This is a genomic window from Marinobacterium lutimaris (assembly GCF_900108065.1).
Lineage (GTDB): Bacteria > Pseudomonadota > Gammaproteobacteria > Pseudomonadales > Balneatricaceae > Marinobacterium_D > Marinobacterium_D lutimaris.
The window spans coordinates 311,216-330,681 of the sequence record NZ_FNVQ01000001.1 but is presented as its reverse complement, the minus strand read 5'-3'; the positions used below and the strand labels follow the sequence as shown (position 1 = coordinate 330,681).

Here is a 19,466-nt window from a genome sequence, read left to right as displayed (position 1 = left end):
CGTCAACCTTGGAATTCAGAAGAACGGATGCGGGATTCTAGCCCAGCCGCCGGGCCTGTTGCGAGTCGATCCCCGCATTCTCCCCCTGCTCAACCAGCGCCTCCTCTCGCAGGGTGCGGCGCATCACCTTACCTATCGAGTTGCGAGGCAGGTCATGGCGAAACTCCACACTGCGCGGCACCTTGTAAGAGGTCAGACGTTCACGGCAATACTCGCGTACACCGCGGGCGGTCAGGCGCGGGTTATTAGACACGACATAGAGCTTGATAAATTCTCCCCGTTCATCGTCAGGTAGACCGATGACCGCGCATTCGAGAATGTCGGGGTGAGCACTGATCAGATTTTCCAACTCACTGGGATAGACCTTAAACCCCGAGACATTAATCATCTCCTTGCGCCGGTCTATGATGTGAATCTCGCCGCCTTCATCGATCTGCCCTATATCGCCGGTGGCCAGCCAGCCGCCAGTGCGGATCTGGCCGTTATTGTCCGGCTCGTGCCAATACCCCTGCATCAGCTGCGGACCGCGCACCAGAATTTCGCCACTTTCGCCGCAGGGCACTAGCTCGCCCTGTTCATCGACTATACGTACTTCGGTCCCCGTTAAGGGCATGCCGGCACTGCCGATCCGTTCCATACCAGGCCTGGCGACGCTGACTACCGGCGAGCACTCGGTCAGACCATAGCCCTCGGTGACCGCACAGCCGGTGACGTCCTGCCAGCGTCTGGCGGCCGACTCCGTCAGTGCCATGCCGCCCGATATAGTCAGTTTCAGTGAGCTGAAATCAAGCTGACTGAACTCCGGCTTCTGACACAGGGCAACAAACAACGGATTGATGCCGGCAAAACAGCTGGGCTTTACCCGCTCAAACGCACTGGCAAGCGACTTGGCATCGTGGGGATCCGGCACTAATTCTACATACCTCCCCTGGGAGAACATCAGCATCACCAGAATAAAGGAATAGATGTGGTACATCGGCAGTGGCTGCAGCAGGGTCATACCGGATTCGGTGTCGACCTCTTGCAAACGCTGACGAAGCTGCTCGACATTGGCCAGCAGCGAAGCATGGGTCAACATCGCTCCCTTGGCCGCTCCAGTCGTGCCGCCGGTGTATTGCAGCAGAGCAAGCTCTGACGTGGGCGCCGGTGCCCAGTGACGACCTGTTTCGGTTTTCAACACCTCGGTCAGCGGCGTGCCACCACGCATTCGCCGGCCGCCGCCACGACGCCGATAATGCGCGCAGGTGTTTAACAGCCAGCGACGCCAACCACTGTGCAGATCACCAATCTGGGTCGTGAGCACGTAATCAACATTGGTTTCAGCGATGACCCGAGAAGCAGGGCCCGATAGTGGCTCGTAAACAAGCAGTGCTCGCGCGCCGCTGTCCTGAAGCAGGTGTTTCAACTCCGCCTCACCATAGAGCGGATTGGTATTCACCACCACAAGTCCGGCTCTCAGAGCGCCAAAAAGCGCTACCGGATACTGCATACAGTTGGGGAGCTGAATCGCCAGACGATCACCCGGCGCAAGATCTGTACAGTGCTGAATCCACGCGGCGAAACGCCGGGAGAGGACATCGACCTCGGTGTACGTGAGGCTCTTTCCGAGATGACCAAAGGCGGGCCGATCTCCCTGATGTTTGGCCAGTTCAGTCACCAGGCCATCCAGGGTATGGCTCATTTTTGCGCCTGCTCAGCGCGAGCCCGCCACTCCACTTCACCATCCTTGAAGACGACCATTTCACCGCTATTCAGAGACTCCCAGCGCTCGTTGTCGGTCAACGGCTCGGTGGCGATCACGGTGACCACATCATTGGGCGTAGTTTCAGCACCGAAATCCACACTCATATCGCTATCCTTCAGCCGGGCTTCACCGAAAGGCGCACGACGGGTAATCCAGGAAAGCTTGGTCGTGCAGAAGCAGAACAGCCGCGAAGACTCACTGAGCAGCAGGTTGTAGACACCCAGCGCCCGAAGCTTTTCACAACACTGATGAATCAGCGCACTGAGCTCATCCGCGTCATCCGGCGGACCATCCGGAAATTCTTTGCGGATCTGATCCAGCAGCCAGCAAAAGGCATATTCGCTGTCGGTGGTGCCCACCGGGTGGTAGTAACTGAGAGGCCAGTCGAAAATCTCTTTTTCCAGTTGGCCGTTATGGGCATAGCACCAAACCCGCCCCCAGAGCTCACGACTGAACGGATGCGTATTGGCGAGGCAAACATCGCCCACATTGGCCTGACGGATATGGCTGATCACCACCCGGCTTTTTATCGGGTAAGAAACCAACAGTTCAGCAATACGGGAATCCGCACTCGGAAGTGGATCGTGAAATGCACGCAGGCCCGGACCTTCGTAAAAGGCGATTCCCCAGCCATCGCGGTGCGGCCCGGTACCACCGCCCCGGGGGACGAGCCCCGCGAAACTGAAACAGATATCGGTGGGTACGTTGGCGCTCATACCAAGCAATTCGCACATCTTTTACTGCTCTCCTGCTGCCCTGCTACTTGCGGGAAAGGGTAATGCGATCCGGCAGAGAATCGATCAGGTTTGCATCCGGGTCAAAGTATTCGGCAACCTCAGCCTGCTCAAAGTCCGATTCAGGCTCTACGTAGGTCGATTCGATCTGACGCGCCTCGGACTCCCAGGTCAGGCGGTTCTCACCCGGCAGGCGTCGTTCACCAATAAAGGTAGCTTCCGGATCTATGGACAGGGTAGAACAAAACACGTTGGCACAGACATGTCCGCCACGCTCTATATGCAGCGACTCACAGATCAGCTCGCCTTCGAGCACACCGCTGACATTGACAGCGTGCGCGCGAATACGGCCGCAGATGCGACCCGCCTTGCCGATAGAAATATCGTCGCTGGAATCAATACTGCCCTCAAACTCGCCATCCACATGCATTTTGCCCGAAATGCTGGTGTCGCCATGGAAGCGGTTTCCCTGGGCAATGATGGTTACTGCTGAGCGGTTTGATTTAGCGGATACATTGCGCTTAATGATTCCCACGGTACATCCTCAACTTCTGTAAATATCGACTCAAAGTTGTTCAGACCCCATTTCAAAAACGGCTCAGGATCTATCGCCGTGTAGAGATAACGCACCTCGTAATGCAGATGTGGACCGGTAGAACGTCCGCTGTTTCCGCTCAGACCAATCTTCTGCCCCTTGTGCACAAACGCACCGGGCTTGACCAACACCTTATCCAGGTGAGCATAGTAGGTCTTGAAGCCCAGGTTATGAGTCAGGCGGACCATATAGCCATATCCGCTGCTCTTGGTAAAACCGGCAAACTCGACCACCCCATCCGCGGTTGCATAGACAGGCGTACCGACGTTTGCCTTGAAATCGATGCCGCTATGCAACACCCGTTTCTTCAGAATCGGGTGGTAGCGCATACCGAATTCATCGTTGATTCTTTCACTTTGAATGGGCACGCCATTGGGGACGCCATAAAGCATGAACAGGCGCTCCTTGGCTGCAGCCTTAGCCACTGCAGCCCGCTCCACCGGTGAGGCGACAGGCTCGCTGTCGAGAATCCCTAGCATTGACTCGAGATCGCCCAATTCGGTTCCCATAACCTGGTTAACCGCTGCCAGCTCATCGCGCTCATCCGACAACTGAGACAAAGCGTCTCCGAGCGAATCCAATTCAGTTCGATAGAGCTGCTGGGTTCCCAGCATCAGGTCATACTGGTCCGTCAACTGCTGGTGTGTGTCCTCGAGATCAAGCAGATCGTCGGTGGTCTTTACCAGTAACAGGTTGGACACAAAAAAGCTCAGCGCAGCCATGAGCAGGAAACCTGCCACCAGATACTTCGCTAACTGATTGAGCGTATACTGCCGTGATCCATGCACGGTCGTCAGCGTAACTACTAACTTTCGCCGCAAAACGAACACCCGCGGATAGAGAGAAAATCGCGCTAATATAACGCCTTGTGCGCGTGATGTCATAACAGCGTCAACGCAAGTACGCTTTAAAACGAGCGTCGCCGCGGAAAACGGGCAGTCTGCGCAGGGAACGTAGACCGGGAAAGGGGCTCTAAAGCTCAAGTTAACTGGCCGGATTTACCAGGCCCGGCTCATGACAGGGAAAGAAAATGCTACCACTGCCGCTCTATTTCTCTGAAGAGTTCCGCCTGATGAGCGCTAACCAGCTGCTGCAGGGGGTATTCCAATCGGCGCTGATAGAAGAAGCCCGATTGAGCACAGAACTTAAGTCGCTGGGGCTCACGCTCACGGGCAGCACAAGCACCGCTGCAAACAGCACCGCGCCTCTTCCCATATTTCCCATGCCTGCAACATCCGCCCGTGTACATACCTGGGACCAGGCCAATCACCAGTTCAACCTATACCTTCACCAGATAGAAGAGCTCGCATCCCGGCCGACAGAAAGCATAAAACAGCTCCAGATCAATCCGCTTAATCTGTATCCAAACTGCTCACTCAACCCGGACCATCGCACCCGAAGCAGCCTGATCAAAAAGCTGGCGGCTTTGCTGCAGTTGGCACGGGCTGAAAACATCTGCCTGCTTCTGCAGCAACCTACAGAACAGCAGCTCGAGTGCTGGCTATCCTTGCTGAACGATCTGATGCGCGATCCTGCGCTCCGTGGCACCAGTCAAGAGAGTTCACAAGAGACCTCTCAAGAGACTCCCCAAGGGATTAGTAATTTCGGTGTGGGTATCGGCCTTAGCGCCGCCTCCAAACGCCTGCTGCCCACCCTTGGCTATCTTGAAAGCCTGGGCAATGAGCTGAAAAGTAAGATAGCGATCCAGATTCTCGAGCAGCCGTTCAATAACGATCAACGCAGTTACGCCCGTTTTGAGACGCCGATACTGACCATGGCCAGCGCGATCAGACTCAACCTGGCCGCCGCCTGCGCCTTCCTCGAAAGCACCAACAGCCAGCATCTTCAACCCGAGCTGGTGATAAGCGACCCGCGCCTGCAACCGGTAATGGGGCTGATCTGCAGCAGTAAGAGCTGGCCCTGCAGGCTGTGTGATCCACCACCAGCCCCAAAACCCAAGTCAGATCTCGGTTTCAGTGACCGCCCCTGTTCATTACGCGGCATTCATATTATCGAGCAGCGGCTGAAGCTAACACGGGAATCCCTTGAGCTGCAGCAACCCAAGGCAGCCCCGGTTATTGCCGGCGAGGCCCTGACCAGCCAGGCAGCAAAGGTCCGCTTTCTCCCCTCCGACATTCATACGCCGGTCGGCAGCCAGGTTGATATTACCGAGCTGGATGCAAAACAGGCATTCAAGGTCTGCAGCGAAGGGGAAGGCATCAACAGCACACTTTCAGCCTACGCTCGTCGGACCCTGCTAGAAGCCTTTGCGGAAAGGGTACTCCGACAACAGTTTGAACTGGCCTGCCTCTGCGCCCGGGAGACCGGCAAGCCGGTGAACGACTGCCTGTATGAGATTGAAGATTCCATCGTACTGCTCGATCAACACCTGCAACTGGCCAGCAGCCTTTTGTCGCCCCAGGAGATCCACGCCAGCTGCGATACCGTCTGTGAGCTGACCCCACTACCGCTCGGGACCCTGCTCGGCTTTACCCCCTGGAGCCAGCCGATCCTTCAGTTCATCGCCATGACCAGCGCCGCGCTGCTTTCAGGCAACACCCTGCTGATCAAGCCGGCAGCCCAGGCCGCCCTGACCGCACACTGGCTGTTCGATCAGCTCCTGGCCTGCGGCGTCCCCGCTGAATACTTCGCGCTACTGCCCGGCTCTCTGGATGAGGTTGGCAGCTATCTGCTGGAGGATTACCGTCTCGATGGCGTGCTGTTCTGCGGCAGCGCTCTCGCCGCCGCAGAGATCCAGCACCGCCTCACCAAACGTGCAGGCGCACCGCTAATACCGGTTATCAGCGATACCGGCGGGCGCCACGCCGCCATTATCGATGCCGACCAGTCGATCAACGATCTGCTACCGCGACTGCTGCGCGGCGCATTCTCCCATGCAGGCCAACACCACGGCTCGCTACGTGTCCTGTACGTGGAAACGACCCTGGCCGATGAGCTCCTGGATCTGCTAAGCCAGGCGATAAACCAGCTGCGCATCGGCTCACCGGAAAGCCGCGAAACCGATATAGGCCCACTGGTCAGCCGCAAGCAGATGGATAATGCGTACATGCATATAGAGCGTTTCCAGGCGGCCGGCCGATTGCTGGCGCAAGGCGAGCTGAACTCCGCTCATCAAGAAGGTTATTTCGTGCCGCCCACGCTGCTAAAGCTCTACACTCTGGACGAGCTTCAGGAGCAGATCGAAGCACCGATTCTGCATCTGGTGAGGTTTGATCGAGAGGAGTTGAACGCCAAGCTGGATGAGATCAACCGTTCTGGCATAGGTATGGCACTATCGCTGTTTTCAGGCGACAGCGCGCTTACTGAGCAGGTAAAACGTTACAGCCGCGCCAGCGAATTGAACATCAACCCGCCGACACTCTGCCCCAATAGCATGGAGTGCCCCGGTGCGGGCCTCGGCCTTTCCGGCACCGCTGCCCGTCCCGGAACCGCTGACTATCTGCGCGCACTGGTGCGCTATCAGCGGTTATCGGAACCCGGAGACGGGATCAACCTGAGCTGACCCGGTCCTTGTCCTCCCTGGCGATACGGAAACAGGGCTGGTAGTCCTCAAAGTCGATCTTCATGCGCCGCTGCTCGATAAACGCGGTCAGCAGCTGATCGAGCGAGGCCATCAACGCCGGCTCGCCATGCAGCTCGAAAGGCCCGAACTCCTCAATCGCCTTGATCCCCGGTTCCTTCACGTTGCCCGCAACGATGCCCGACAAGGCACAGCGCAGCTGGCTCGCCAGCTCGTAATCGGGCTGATCAAGTGACAGGTTCAATGCCGCCATATTGGCGTGGGTGGGCTCAAAGGTCTGCTGCAGATCCAGCGGAATATGCAACTGCCAGTTGTAGTGGAACGCCTCGCCCATCTTGCGTCGATGCGCGGTTACGTCCAGCAACCCCTCTTTTGCCCGCGACGCAACGCCGTGCGGGTCGTCGATGATAATTTCGTATTTACTGCGCGCTCTCTCGCCCAGGGTATCGGCGATAAAGCGATCCACGGTCTCGAAGTATTCCTCGCTGCCGGCCGGCCCCGTGAAGATGAACGGGAAGGGAATCGCATCGTTCTCTTCGCGCAACAGAATGCTGAGCATGTAGAGAATCTCCTCCGCCGTCCCGGCACCACCCGGGAATACGATGATGCCGTGTCCGAGCCGAACAAACGCCTCCAACCGCTTTTCGATATCCGGCATGATCACCAGCTCGTTAACGATCGGGTTCGGCGATTCAGCGGCAATGATTCCTGGCTCGGTAATACCGATATAACGCGGGGCAGCCTTACGCTGCTTGGCATGGGCGATGGCCGCCCCTTTCATCGGGCCCTTCATGGCACCGGGACCGCAGCCGGTGCAGATCTGCAGCCGCCGCAGGCCGAGCTCATAGCCGACTTTTTTGGTGTATTCATACTCGGGACGACTGATCGAATGACCGCCCCAACACACCATCACATTGGGCTTCACGTGAGGGCGAAACGCATTGGCGTGGCGCAAGGTATGGAAGACCAGGTTGGTGGCGACAGCGGACGGCGCCAGGCCGTCACAGCAGTCTTTGAATTCGTCCTGAACGTAAAGAAGATCGCGAACGACGGCAAAAAGATGTTCGCGTATACCCTGAATCAGCTCGCCGTCGACAAAGGCGGATGCTGGTGCGTTGATAAGGTCCAGCTGAACCCCGCGGTGCTTCTGACTGATCTGAATATCGAACTTGCGGTAGCGCTCCAGCACCATTCGGGTACTGTCCATTTCACTGCCACAATTGAGTACCGCGAGTGCGCATTGACGCAGCAGCCGGTAGAGGCCGCCCTGGGATTTATCCTGAAGTTTTGCCACCTCGTAGGGGGAAAGCATGTCGAGACTTTCCAGCGGGGTGACGCTGGCGTTTACAAAAGCTTCAGTCATCATATTCGACCTCCCTGCACGGATGAAATCGCCTCCGGGATTGCCGCAAGCGACAGATCCAATATGAACCCTTTGCCGCTCTTTGGCTACTAGCTTGATAAAAAACAGTTACTTGGGAGAGTTTGTATCAGACAACGATTGTAAACACCGATCCGTTGAATTAGTTTTGGGACAGATCCCTCCGCAGAAGGAAGCGCCAGATGACTGCGTCCAAGCTGTACATTCTCGACACCAACGTTCTGCTGCACGACCCTAAGTGTCTCTATGAATTCAAGGAACAGGACATCACCATCCCGATGACAGTTCTTGAAGAACTGGATGACATCAAGGACCGCAAGAAAAACGTGGCCGCCGAAGCCCGACACGCCATACGCGCCATAGACGACATCATCAGCACGGCAAAGGATGCCAGCCAGATAACCAAAGGGGTTCAGATCAAGCTTGAGGGCAAGGACAGGGTTACCAAGCTGGGCCGCCTATCCATTTTCCCCGACCACGAACTGACCACCCGCCAGGGGTTCCTCCCCGACGAGCGCAACAAGGACAACAAGATCATCAACTGTGCCCTGCACCTGCAGGCCACCTTCCCGCATCGCCAGGTGATCCTTGTTACCAAGGATATCAACATGCGCCTCAAGGCTCTGGGCGCGGGACTGCAGCAGGTTGAAGACTATCGTACCGACCAGCTTGTCTCGGATATCGAACTGCTGCCCGCCGGCCATCTGCACATGGAAACCCCTTTCTGGGAAGGTGTAGAACAGGTTGAGAGCTTTCAGAAGGATGGCCATACCTACCACCGCGTCGCCCGCGAGGTACTACCGGACACCTATCCTAACGAGTATATCTTCGATGACAGCAAAGACTTCGCCGCGCGCACCGTCGAGGTCACCGAAGATCAGGTGACACTGCTGGACCTGGGCTACGACCGCCTGATGCAGCAGAGCTGCTGGGGTATCCAGCCGATCAACGTGCAGCAAGCCTTCGCCATGAACGCCCTGCTCGATCCCGATATCGATCTGAGCATTCTGCTCGGTGCCGCAGGCTCCGGTAAAACGCTGGTAGCCCTCGCCTGCGCCCTGGAGATGGTTATCGAGGACCGCCGCTACAACAAGATTATCGTCACCCGCTCCACCCCGCCGGTAGCCGAGGATATCGGCTTCCTGCCCGGCACTGAGGAGGAGAAGATGACCCCCTGGCTCAGCTCGATCAACGACAACCTGGAAGCGATGCACGAGCATGACGAACGCCCGCAGAGCAGCGTGAAATACGCGATCGAAAAGGCGAACATCCAGTTCAAGTCATTGAACTTCATCCGTGGTCGCAGCATTCAGAACGCCATCGTCCTGATCGACGAATCCCAGAACCTTACACCTCAGCAGCTGAAAACCATCCTCACCCGCTGCGGTAAAAACACCAAGATGGTCTGCCTCGGTAACCTGGCGCAGATCGATTCCAACTACCTGACCGCGCTGACCTCAGGTCTGACCTATATCGTTGAACGCTTCCGCGGATTCAGCGGCTCGGCCAGTATCCACTTTGAAGGGATCTTCCGCTCCCGTCTGGCGGAATACGCCGAAGAACAGCTGTAACGCCCCCGCCAACAGGCTGAAACGTCGTACCATCGGCGTTTCAGCCCTACAAAAAAGCCTAACAGACGAAAGTCTTAATCACGCCAAACCCCGCGCCATCCGCGACCTGCAGACCAGAAACACTGAGTTTCATGGGGTTACCTCATGTTTCACAGGTTTTTTTTGGCATCCGAATCCCTATAATGCACCGCAGCAACCGTGAAACAGAATTTAAAACTATAACCTCGTGCGACTTATCCAGAGCAGGCCCTTACTGTCTGCCGGAGAGCGCAACGGGGAACTTGCTCCAGGGTCCCATTTAACGGCGACCCACCCCGACTGATCCGCAGGCGATAACGCCCAGCCCAACCCGGGCGATCAGATCCGGGGGACGACACCTGATCTACGAACTCTCGTTCGTGCATGGCGCCAAAAGCCCTTATCAGGTGCGTAACGAATCCCATTGTTTATTATCAATTGGCGTATTCCTATGACTACAAAATCTGTCGACGTACTGCTTGTCGGTGCAGGTGCCATGAGTACCACCCTGGGGATGCTGCTCAAGCAGCTAGATCCCAGCATCAAAATCTGTATGGTCGAGCGACTCGACTACGTGGCCCACGAAAGCTCTGACGGCTGGAACAACGCAGGTACAGGACACGCCGCCTACTGCGAGCTGAACTACACGCCGAAAAAGGCCGACGGCAGCATCGATACCACCAAGGCGTTCAAGATCAACTCAGAGTTCGAAACCAGCCTGCAGTTCTGGTCTTACCTGGTGGAACAGAGCGTCCTGCCCTCGCCGAAACAGTTCATCAACCCGACACCGCATATCAGCTTCGTCTGGGGTGAAGAAAACGTCGAATTCCTGCGCCAGCGCCACGCGACGCTGTCAGCCACCGCCGCGTTCTGCGATATGGAGTTCAGCGAAGATCCTGAAGTACTGCGGGAGTGGATGCCGCTGGTAATGCAGCACCGCGACCCGGCCGACAGGGTTGCCGCTACCCGCGTCAGCTACGGCACCGACGTCAACTTCGGCGAGCTGGCCCGCTCCATGGCCAAACACCTGGGCACCCAGCCCGATTTCGACCTGCTGCTGAGCCGTATCGTCAACGATCTCGACAAGCAGTCCGACGGCAGCTGGAACGTCACCCTCAAGAACACCGATACCGGTGAAAAAGAGGTGATCAACAGCCAGTTCGTATTCCTCGGCGCTGGCGGTGGTGCACTGCCGCTGCTGCAGAAATCCGGCATCAAGGAAGGCAAGGGCTACGGCGGCTTCCCCGTCAGCGGCCAGTGGCTGGTCTGCAAGAAACCGGAGATCGTCGAACAGCATCTCGCCAAGGTATACGGCAAGGCGCCGATTGGTGCACCTCCCATGTCGGTTCCGCACCTGGACACCCGCATTATCGATGGCCAGCGCGCCCTGCTGTTCGGCCCGTTTGCCGGCTTCACCACCAAGTTCCTGAAGCAGGGCTCCCTGTTTGACCTGCCTAAGAGCATCCGTACAGGCAACATCAAACCGATGCTGTCAGTAGCGATGAAGAACATGGATCTGACCCGCTACCTGATCAGCGAAGTGATGCAGTCACACAGCGCCCGTGTTGATGCCCTGCGCAACTTCTTCCCGGATGCCCGCGATGAAGACTGGACCCTGGCGCATGCCGGCCAGCGCGTTCAGATCATCAAGAAGGATGAGAAACTCGGCGGCAAGCTGGAGTTCGGCACCGAAGTGATCACCGCAGAGGATGGCTCCATCGCCGCCCTGCTTGGCGCATCTCCAGGTGCATCCACCGCAGTACCGACCATGATCAGCATTGTTGAGCGCTGCTACATCCAGCACCGCGGCAAGAACGAGTGGAAAGAGCGTATCAAGAGCATGATTCCCTCCTATGGCGAATCACTCAACGATAACCCCGAACTGCTGCGCAGCATCCGTGAGCGCACCCTGGGCACCCTCGAGCTGCAAAAGCGCGAAACCGCCGACGTCTGACCGCGGCAATCTTTGCCGCCCAGCCTCCGTCGCCAGTCACTGGCGACGGAGGCCTCCCCGCGTTATCCTAGCCTTTCCGTGAACAAGCCCGGATAAATCTGTGGTCCGAAACCTCGCCATTCGCCTGCTGACACTACTGATCCGTGGTTACCAATACCTGATCAGCCCGTTTCTCGGCAGCAACTGTCGCTTTTATCCCAGCTGCTCCAGCTACGCCATCGAAGCAATTCGTACTCACGGGCCTCTCTACGGCAGCTGGCTGGCACTGAAGCGAATCCTGCGCTGCCATCCGTTTTCCGACGGCGGCATCGACCCCGTTCCGCCCAGGAAGGGCTGTTGCAAACACCCGGAGCAGCATTGATACTGGCCTGAAGGTCAGTTACCGGGAGCTTCACCGATGTTCTCACCGATTAGCGTTCTGCTGGCGGTACTCAGCTACATGGCACTGATCTTCGCCCTGGCGCAGTGGGTGGAGCATCGTATTTCTGTGGGCCGCAGCCGGTTCAACTCTCCCTGGGTTTACGCTCTGTCCCAAGCGGTCTTCTTTACCTCCTGGACATTCTTTGGCAGCGTCGGCTTTGCCGTCGAATATGGACTGCAGTTCTTCGGCATTTATATCGGCGCAATGCTCGGCATGATGCTGTCCGGCTTCACCTTTAAGCGCATGGTGCGAGCCAAAGAGGCGTTCCGCATCACCAGCATCGCCGACTTCCTCTCGATCCGTTACCGTCACTCCCAAAAAATCGCCTCTCTGGTCACGCTGATAGCGCTGATAGGCCTGATTCCATACATCTCCCTGCAGTTGAAAGCGATTATTGACAGCCTTAGCGTAATTACCACCAACGGCCAAAATAGCGCAGACTGGAACCTGGCCGGCACCCTGGTGACCGGACTGATGGTGATCTTTACTATCGTCTTTGGCGTGCGCCGGCTCGACCCCACCGAAAGACACCAGGGCATAGTCGCGGCACTGGTGGCAGAGTGTATCGTCAAGCTGCTGGCGTTTATCGCTATAGGGCTGTTTGTTGCCTACAGCCTGTTCGACGGCCCCACCGATATCGCCTATCAGCTGCGCGAACAGAACCTGGACCACTTGCTCAGCTTCACCCAGGGCCCGCATCCCGGCGTCAGCTGGTTTACGCTGATACTGCTCGGTTTTGCCGCGATCCACTGCCTGCCACGCCAGTTCCATGTGGCCGTCGTGGAAAACAGCAGCCGCCACCATCTACGTACCCTGCCCTGGAGCTTTCCGGCCTATACGGTACTGATCAGCATGTTTGTGGTTCCGATCGCGGCGGCAGGCCTGCTACTCGGCCTGCCCGCGGACAGCGGCGACCAGTTTATGCTGCTCATTCCACAACTCGCCGACAACCCACTATTCACACTGATCGCCTTTCTGGGCGGCTATGCGGCCGCCACCGGCATGATCCTGATTACCACCATGGCGCTGGCCACCATGGCATCCAACCATCTGGTGCTGCCTCTGTGCCAGAAAATCGGCCCTCTTGCCCCGCTGCGCAGCTACCTGCTGCAGATCCGCTGGGTGCTCGTGCTGGCCATCCTTTCGCTCGCCTACTTCACAGCGAGAACCTTGAGCGACACCTACATACTAGTATCGATCGGCCTGATCTCCTTTGCTGCCGTTCTCCAGTTTGCACCTGCAATGCTGCTTGGCATGTTCTGGCGCCGCGGCAGTAGCCTTGGCGCTCTCTGCGGTCTGCTCACAGGCTTTATCGTCTGGTTTTATACCCTGATGATCCCCGGTTTTATCGAACAGGGCTGGATCAACAGCCAGATGCTGCTGCGCGGGCCCTTCGGTATAGAGCAACTGAAACCCGAGCAGCTGTTCGGCCTTGGCGCCCTCAATCCGCTCAGCCACAGCGTGATCTGGTCCCTGTCGCTCAACCTGCTGGTGTATATCCTGCTAAGCCTGGTACTTAAAGCGAGCAAGAAAGAACGCCGCCTGACCCGCGAACTATTCAACTGTATGCGCGGCAATCCGCTACTGAACCGAGCCCGCCCCACCGGTTTGGACCCCTACATCAGCTTCGCCCCGAAACTGGAGGAAGCGCGTAGTATCCTCAGCCGCTATCTGCCGGAGGGTAAGGTTGAAAGCAGTCTCAGCCAGCTGACAGACGATCTTCAGGTAAGTGGCAAGCACCAGATCACGGTCATCGAACTGATGGAGTTCCACCGTATGCTGGAACATTTCCTGGCGGGCTCGATCGGTGCAGCCGCAGCCCACAGCGCCATCAGTGAAGAGATCCACTACAACGACCGCGAATCCACCGACCTCAAGGCCCTGTACAGCCACCTGGTCAGCGAAATACGGCCAAGCCTCACGCCGGATCAGGACAACGACAGCGATGGTTACAGTCTGCTGGTTGAGTTACAGCAACAGGTAGAAGCACTGGAGAAAGAAAAGACTGAGCAGCAGGAAAAGCTCATTCAGATGGAAAAGCGACTAGAAACCCTGTTCGAGAAGAACTTCAACCTGAGGATCAGCGAACAGCGCCTCAAGCAGGACAACGAGGCAATCAGGGAACAGCTAAGGAAAATGGAATTGGACAGCTAAAAAAACGGCGCCCCTGTCGAAGGGGCGCCGGTTGTATCAGTCGGTAGATTCCGGCTGATTGGTATGTACCTGAACCTGCGGGTACGGAATCGTGATACCGGCTTCATCAAAGCGCAGTTTTACCTGCTCGGTCACATCCCAGAGAACCGCCCAGTAATCGGCAGTCTTAACCCAGGGACGTACATTGAAGTTGACGCTGCTATCAGCCAGCGCAGCCACAACCACCACCGGCGCCGGATCGGCAAGCACGCGCTCGTCGGACTTGACGATATCCATCAGAATCTCTTTCGCTTTGCGCAGATCATCGTCGTAGCTGATACCAAACACCATATCCACACGACGGGTATCACGGGCCGAATAGTTCGTGATGACACCTGAGTAGATAGAGCCGTTCGGAACGATCACCTCACGGTTATCACCGGTACGCATAACCGTATTGAAAATGGAGATGTGCTCACAGATACCTGCTATGCCGGCCACTTCAACAAAATCCCCTTCCCGGAACGGGCGGAAGATGATCAGCAGCACGCCAGCGGCAAAGTTCTTCAGCGAGTCCTGCAGAGCCAGACCAACCGCCAGACCAGCGGCACCGACCAGAGCAATCAGCGAAGTCGTATCCACACCCAGCTGACCGAGTGCTGCAACGATGATAAACAGCAGCAGAAGCACGCTGATAATCGACGAGACAAAATTGATCAACATCTCGTCAAGTTTGGCACGACGCATCAAGCGGCCGCAGAGGTTAACCAGACGCTTGGCTATCCAGCGCCCAACGAAGAAAATCGCCAGCGCAAAGGCGATATTCAACGCCCAGGGCACCACGTAAAGATCCCAGAAGCTTTCCATTTAAAGATCCTCGATTCCTTATTCATGCCCATAACAGGCACATCTTAATTAGGGATACGGGGGAGACCCGCTCAACAGGTGAAGAATGAAAGGGAGGGCCACCAAAGTCAATCAAACTAAGGAGTTAACGCGGCCCGGGGAAGCGCCGACTGTGGTAAGCTGTACGCTTTTCGACACTTGGTGAACTTAAACCTCCATCAACAGTCGAAAGAACCCAATTCACCCTGCAACACCGTCGGACTGCTGTATGAAAAAAGTGTTACTAGTCGCTCTACTTTCCGGGCTTTCAAGCTACGCCACCGCCGAGTCTGCACACATAGCGGATGATGTGTATGTCTTTATGAACAGCGGACCGAGCAACCAGTACCGCATCAATGGGCGCGTCAACAGCGGCGAAGCGATCGAGACCCTGGACCGCCGCAACGACTATATCCAGATCCGCACAGAAGGCGGCCGCGTAGGCTGGGTGCCGGCGAACTTTGTCGCCGAGGGCGAAAGCAACCTGATTCGCATGCCGGAACTGGAAACGGAGCTGCAAGAGTCTAAACAGCTGATCAGCACTCAGCAGCAGCGAATAGATGTTCTGGAGCAGGCCGCTCAGTCTCACGCCAGTGAAAATGAACAGAGCAAGGCGAGAGTCGTAGAACTGGAGCGAGAGATTACCTCGCTGAAATCGCAGATCACCAACATGGATCAATCGAACCTGATGCGCTGGCTGACCCACGGCGGCCTGGTTGCCCTGGGCGGCGTCATCCTCGGACTGTTGGTTCCCTATCTGCCGAAACGCCGCAAGCCGCGTAATGACTGGTTCTAAGCCGATTAACACTGGGCGATAGCAAGAGGCAATCGGCACCATTAATGATGACGATTGTTCATCCCGCGCCGACCCGGGTTTAATGGTTTTATTGAAATCGACTCACACTTTTAGGGAGAACCTGATGGAACGCATTACCATTTTCGGCCGTCCGGGTTGCGGCTTCTGTGTTCGCGCCAAACAGCTATGCGAAACCCAGAACCTGGATCATCGCTATATCGACATCCATGCCGAAGGCATCACCAAGGCCGATCTTGAGAAAACCGTTGGCAAGTCTGTAGAAACCGTACCGCAAATTTTTTGTGGTCAGAAACATATAGGCGGTTATACTGAATTTGCGGCATTTATCTCAGAAGCGCAGTCTTAACCTCAATAACAGCAAGACGCGCCACGTATACCCCGACCAGAGAGGAGATTCTCGATGCTGACGTCACTGTTTATTATTGCAGCAGTCATGATTGCCGGTGCCGGCTGGTACTTGCTTCAGCAGCAGTCCAAGCCTGCCCCCATTCGCATCCGCGTTGAGGACGAGCACCCTCGCCGTCGTCGTCGCTGATCGAGACTCCCCTTCCTCTTCAGTCCTGAATCACGGGCCGACATAATGAGTCGGTCCGGTTCAGTCTTTGTTGTTTTATCCACCTCTGCCTGCCTGGCGGGGGCAGATCAACTGGCCCAGACACGCTAGGCACAACGATATATCGCTGCTAGCGCCTGTATGAATTTCGGCCACAAATTTCGGCCACAACAGAACCGCGACCACCGATTGATGTCATCAGGCCGGATACAGTTTCACAACCACGGATTTGAACTGATCAAGGATGAGCGCCGGTGGCACCGGCGCCAGATAGAAATGTGACGGGGCTAGCGCCCGCCGGACTCGCCGCTGGCAGCCAATGCCTCTTCCACTGAACTGGGCTTAAATTCACCGAAGCCCTCTTCCGCTGTCCAGAGTTCCAAGCCCTGTTCGATACGCACCACACCATCAAAGCGCTTCTGCAGATAGGGCACGGCCTCCTCCAGCGTATCGATATCGCACAGCATTACGCCGCCACGCCCATTGCTGGTGGTAAACAGGTAACTTTTCACCGCTCTTCTCCCGCGTCAATCCAGTTTTTTCCGGCCAGATCAGGCAATACTTTATCCAGCTCTTCCGCCGGGATAGGTCTGCAGATCAGATAACCCTGAACCTCGTCACAACCCAGCTGACGTAGCATATCCAACTGCTCCCGGGTTTCCACCCCCTCGGCAACAACACTGAGCCCCAGGGCCTGGCTCATGGCGATCATTGCACTGACCAACTGACGATCACGCTGCGCTTCATTGATGTTGTTGACGAAGCTGCGATCGATCTTGAGCTGATCCAGCGACATGGTGCGAATGTAACTCAGACTGGAGTAACCCGTGCCGAAGTCGTCGATCGATACTTTGACCCCGTGCTCGCGCAGTTCATGCAGCGCCAGGGCTGTCTCTTCCGCGCTATGCAGAAAACAGGTTTCGGTGAGTTCAACACACAGCAGCGACGCGTCGAGCGAATACTTACTCAGCAACTGCTTGATCCGGGCAACCAGACCTTCGCGCTGAAACTGGCGGGCGGAAAGGTTGACCGCTACCGGTATGCACCGACCCGACAATTCCCAGCGCCGGGCCTGACCTATCGCCGTTTCCAGCACCCAGTCGCCGATCTCGTGAATCTGCCCGCTGTCTTCCGCCAGCGGTACAAACTGATCCGGAGGAACGGTACCCAGCTCTGGATTCTGCCAGCGCAGCAACGCCTCGACACCAACCACCTCCCCCGTGCCCAAAGAGAGCTTGGGTTGGTAGGCAAGATGCATCTCATTATTCTGCAGCGCCTGCTGCAGATGCGCGCCGATCAGATAACGTGACTGACGCCGCTGATGCATTTCGCTGGAAAAGTAGGACCAGCTGTTCCGGCCCAGATCCTTGGAGTTGTGCATGGCTGCATCGGCCGCGCGCAGCAACTCCTCCACAGAATCAGCATCCGATGGATAGATCGCCACGCCGATACTGGCGGTAATGCGCAGCTCGGAGGAACCTACCAGAACCGGTGTAGAAATCACCCGTGCCAGATGCTCGACACGACAGGTAAGGCTCTCCTCGGTGATATCACTGAGAATCAGCGAGAATTCGTCGCCCGCAGGACGCGCCGCCGTATCACCCGAACCAAGAGTGCTCTCAATACGTTTGGCCAGAGTGCGGATCACATCATCGCCGGCATCATGCCCAAAGCGATCATTGACCCGCTTGAACATATCCAGGTCCACCGCGAGAACAGCCACACGCTTGCTCTGTTCATGGGCGTAGTGCAGCGCCATCCCCAGCCGGTCTGAAAACAGTTTGCGGTTTGCCAGCCGGGTCAGCTCGTCGAATTGAGCCATACGGCGAATCTTATCTTCGGACCGCTTGGTTTCCGTAAGATCGTGGAAGATAGCCGCATACTGGGTGACCTGCCCCTTATCATCGCTGATCGCAGTGATACTCAGCCACTCAGGGTAAACCGTGCCGCTGCGCGTCCGGTTCCAGATCTCACCCTGCCACTCACCTTCCCGCTTCAGCGTGCTCCACATCTCCTGGTAGAACTCGCGACCGTGGCGTCCAGAACTGAGGATATTGGGGTTACGTCCGATAACCTCATGAGCCTCGTAACCGGTAATCGCGCTGAATGCCGGGTTTACGCTCTGTATAGCGCCGTTGGAGTCGGTTACCACAACCCCCTCCATCGACGCATTGATGACACGCTCGATCAGGCGCAGGTTATGCTGTGACTGCTGTAACGCGTGATTACGATTGGCCAGCAACTCGCGAAGCCGTGCAACGTAGTCGCGCTCCACGCTGCGCAGAATATCTGCGTAAGAGAGAATTCGGGTTACACGCCCGCTTGCATCGGTCAGCCCCAGGTGTCGAAAACCATGACGCCGGAAAATTTTGCGCGCAATGTAGAGACTGATCGACTCATCAATGGTGACAAGCTCCGATAGAGTAAACTCGGAGAGGGGACAATCCAGATCGGTACCCGAGGCGAGCAAACCGATGATGTCGGTTTCCGTGATGATGTATTGACGGCCAGCGGAGCGCACTACGGCGGCGCTCTTGTCTTCATTGCGGATACGCTGAATTGCATCGCGCATGTAAAGCTGATCATCCAGAAACAGAGAACGGGCCGGCGCAATATCGACCACGCTGCGCAGAAACAGATCGTGCTCTATCCCCTGGCTGTTGACGATATCGCTTTCGCTGACGATTCCAACCAGAGCTCCGGTTTCATTGGTGACCACGGCATGCTGAAGCCGGCGTGTCATCATTTCGACACCCACTTCATCTATGCTGTCGTCGCCTCGAACCAGCAGCAGGTGCGAAGACATCACCTCATCGAGAGCCACCTTTTCTGCATCGATACCGCGAACACAGCAGCTCATCGCCTGACGGCGCGTCAGAATACCGAGAGGCTTGCGACCCTCACAGATGAGTACTGAACCTATGCCCCGACGGGACATCGATTTCAGTGCACTGTCGAGGGATTCCTCTGGGGAGCAGCAAACCACGTCTGTCTGGCAGATCCTGGAAACGGCTCTTTCATGGCTGAATTTTACTTCGGTGTTCATGGATACAGCGAGGTCACTCCACGGGGAAAAGGGGGCAAGCGGCGAAGGCGATTGTAGCAGTTCGATGCACCCG

General features: G+C 56.7%; 16 protein-coding genes. 8 read left to right on the top strand and 8 right to left on the bottom strand.

Annotated elements, in window-relative coordinates:
- Positions 1-37 precede the first annotated feature (37 nt).
- Genes C4S72_RS01590 through C4S72_RS01575 form a run of 4 tightly spaced genes read right to left on the bottom strand, consistent with a single transcriptional unit; the run spans position 38 to position 3,894 of the window.
- Positions 38-1,681 carry an AMP-binding protein gene (locus C4S72_RS01590; RefSeq protein WP_104001323.1) on the bottom strand — a complete coding sequence of 548 codons (1,644 nt, stop codon included), beginning with the start codon at positions 1,679-1,681 and terminating at the stop codon, positions 38-40.
- Positions 1,678-2,478: a class II glutamine amidotransferase gene (locus tag C4S72_RS01585; RefSeq protein ID WP_104001322.1), complete on the bottom strand. Its 801-nt coding sequence runs from the start codon at positions 2,476-2,478 to the stop codon at positions 1,678-1,680. Before C4S72_RS01585 ends, C4S72_RS01590 begins: the two co-directional genes overlap by 4 nt.
- A 25-nt stretch (positions 2,479-2,503) precedes the next feature.
- Positions 2,504-3,013, bottom strand: a complete 510-nt coding sequence (locus tag C4S72_RS01580) for a bactofilin family protein (protein WP_235009013.1) — start codon at positions 3,011-3,013, stop codon at positions 2,504-2,506.
- Complete coding sequence (locus tag C4S72_RS01575; RefSeq protein WP_104001321.1) at positions 2,962-3,894, bottom strand: M23 family metallopeptidase; 933 nt, start codon at positions 3,892-3,894, stop codon at positions 2,962-2,964. Before C4S72_RS01575 ends, C4S72_RS01580 begins: the two co-directional genes overlap by 52 nt.
- 209 nt (positions 3,895-4,103) lie before the next feature.
- Here C4S72_RS01575 and C4S72_RS01570 point away from each other — a divergent pair, with 209 nt between their 5' ends.
- On the top strand, positions 4,104-6,596 hold the full coding sequence (locus C4S72_RS01570) for an aldehyde dehydrogenase family protein (protein ID WP_104001320.1): 2,493 nt from the start codon (positions 4,104-4,106) through the stop codon (positions 6,594-6,596).
- On the opposite strand, the gene ppnN is transcribed toward C4S72_RS01570, so the two are convergent.
- A complete protein-coding gene (ppnN, locus tag C4S72_RS01565; protein WP_104001319.1) occupies positions 6,583-7,980 on the bottom strand; it encodes a nucleotide 5'-monophosphate nucleosidase PpnN in 1,398 nt (465 codons plus the stop codon). The genes C4S72_RS01570 and ppnN overlap by 14 nt on opposite strands.
- A 197-nt stretch (positions 7,981-8,177) precedes the next feature.
- On the opposite strand from ppnN, the gene C4S72_RS01560 reads away from it, so the two are divergent.
- The 4 genes from C4S72_RS01560 to C4S72_RS01545 all read left to right on the top strand — a co-directional run bounded on the left by C4S72_RS01560 (position 8,178) and on the right by C4S72_RS01545 (position 14,113).
- Complete coding sequence (locus C4S72_RS01560; RefSeq protein WP_104001318.1) at positions 8,178-9,566, top strand: PhoH family protein; 1,389 nt, start codon at positions 8,178-8,180, stop codon at positions 9,564-9,566.
- A gap of 469 nt (positions 9,567-10,035) precedes the next feature.
- Positions 10,036-11,538 (top strand): malate dehydrogenase (quinone), encoded by a 1,503-nt coding sequence (gene mqo / locus C4S72_RS01555; RefSeq protein ID WP_104001317.1) that lies wholly within the window; start codon positions 10,036-10,038, stop codon positions 11,536-11,538.
- A gap of 100 nt (positions 11,539-11,638) precedes the next feature.
- A complete protein-coding gene (gene yidD / locus C4S72_RS01550; RefSeq protein WP_104001316.1) occupies positions 11,639-11,899 on the top strand; it encodes a membrane protein insertion efficiency factor YidD in 261 nt (86 codons plus the stop codon).
- Between the two features lie 36 nt (positions 11,900-11,935).
- On the top strand, positions 11,936-14,113 hold the full coding sequence (locus C4S72_RS01545; protein WP_104001315.1) for a sodium:solute symporter family transporter: 2,178 nt from the start codon (positions 11,936-11,938) through the stop codon (positions 14,111-14,113).
- Between the two features lie 36 nt (positions 14,114-14,149).
- On the opposite strand, the gene C4S72_RS01540 is transcribed toward C4S72_RS01545, so the two are convergent.
- The gene (locus tag C4S72_RS01540; RefSeq protein ID WP_104001314.1) at positions 14,150-14,959 is read right to left on the bottom strand and encodes a mechanosensitive ion channel family protein; all 810 of its coding nucleotides are present in this window, start codon (positions 14,957-14,959) and stop codon (positions 14,150-14,152) included.
- A gap of 247 nt (positions 14,960-15,206) precedes the next feature.
- On the opposite strand from C4S72_RS01540, the gene C4S72_RS01535 reads away from it, so the two are divergent.
- The 3 genes from C4S72_RS01535 to C4S72_RS26130 all read left to right on the top strand — a co-directional run bounded on the left by C4S72_RS01535 (position 15,207) and on the right by C4S72_RS26130 (position 16,329).
- Positions 15,207-15,773: a TIGR04211 family SH3 domain-containing protein gene (locus C4S72_RS01535; protein WP_104001313.1), complete on the top strand. Its 567-nt coding sequence runs from the start codon at positions 15,207-15,209 to the stop codon at positions 15,771-15,773.
- 124 nt (positions 15,774-15,897) lie between these two features.
- The gene (locus C4S72_RS01530; protein ID WP_104001312.1) at positions 15,898-16,140 is read left to right on the top strand and encodes a GrxA family glutaredoxin; all 243 of its coding nucleotides are present in this window, start codon (positions 15,898-15,900) and stop codon (positions 16,138-16,140) included.
- 54 nt (positions 16,141-16,194) lie between these two features.
- Complete coding sequence (locus C4S72_RS26130; RefSeq protein ID WP_268807666.1) at positions 16,195-16,329, top strand: hypothetical protein; 135 nt, start codon at positions 16,195-16,197, stop codon at positions 16,327-16,329.
- Positions 16,330-16,634: 305 nt separating this feature from the next.
- On the opposite strand, the gene C4S72_RS01525 is transcribed toward C4S72_RS26130, so the two are convergent.
- Complete coding sequence (locus tag C4S72_RS01525) at positions 16,635-16,859, bottom strand: hypothetical protein (protein ID WP_104001311.1); 225 nt, start codon at positions 16,857-16,859, stop codon at positions 16,635-16,637.
- The gene (locus tag C4S72_RS01520; protein WP_104001310.1) at positions 16,856-19,393 is read right to left on the bottom strand and encodes an EAL domain-containing protein; all 2,538 of its coding nucleotides are present in this window, start codon (positions 19,391-19,393) and stop codon (positions 16,856-16,858) included. Before C4S72_RS01520 ends, C4S72_RS01525 begins: the two co-directional genes overlap by 4 nt.
- Between the last annotated feature and the right edge of the window lie 73 nt (positions 19,394-19,466).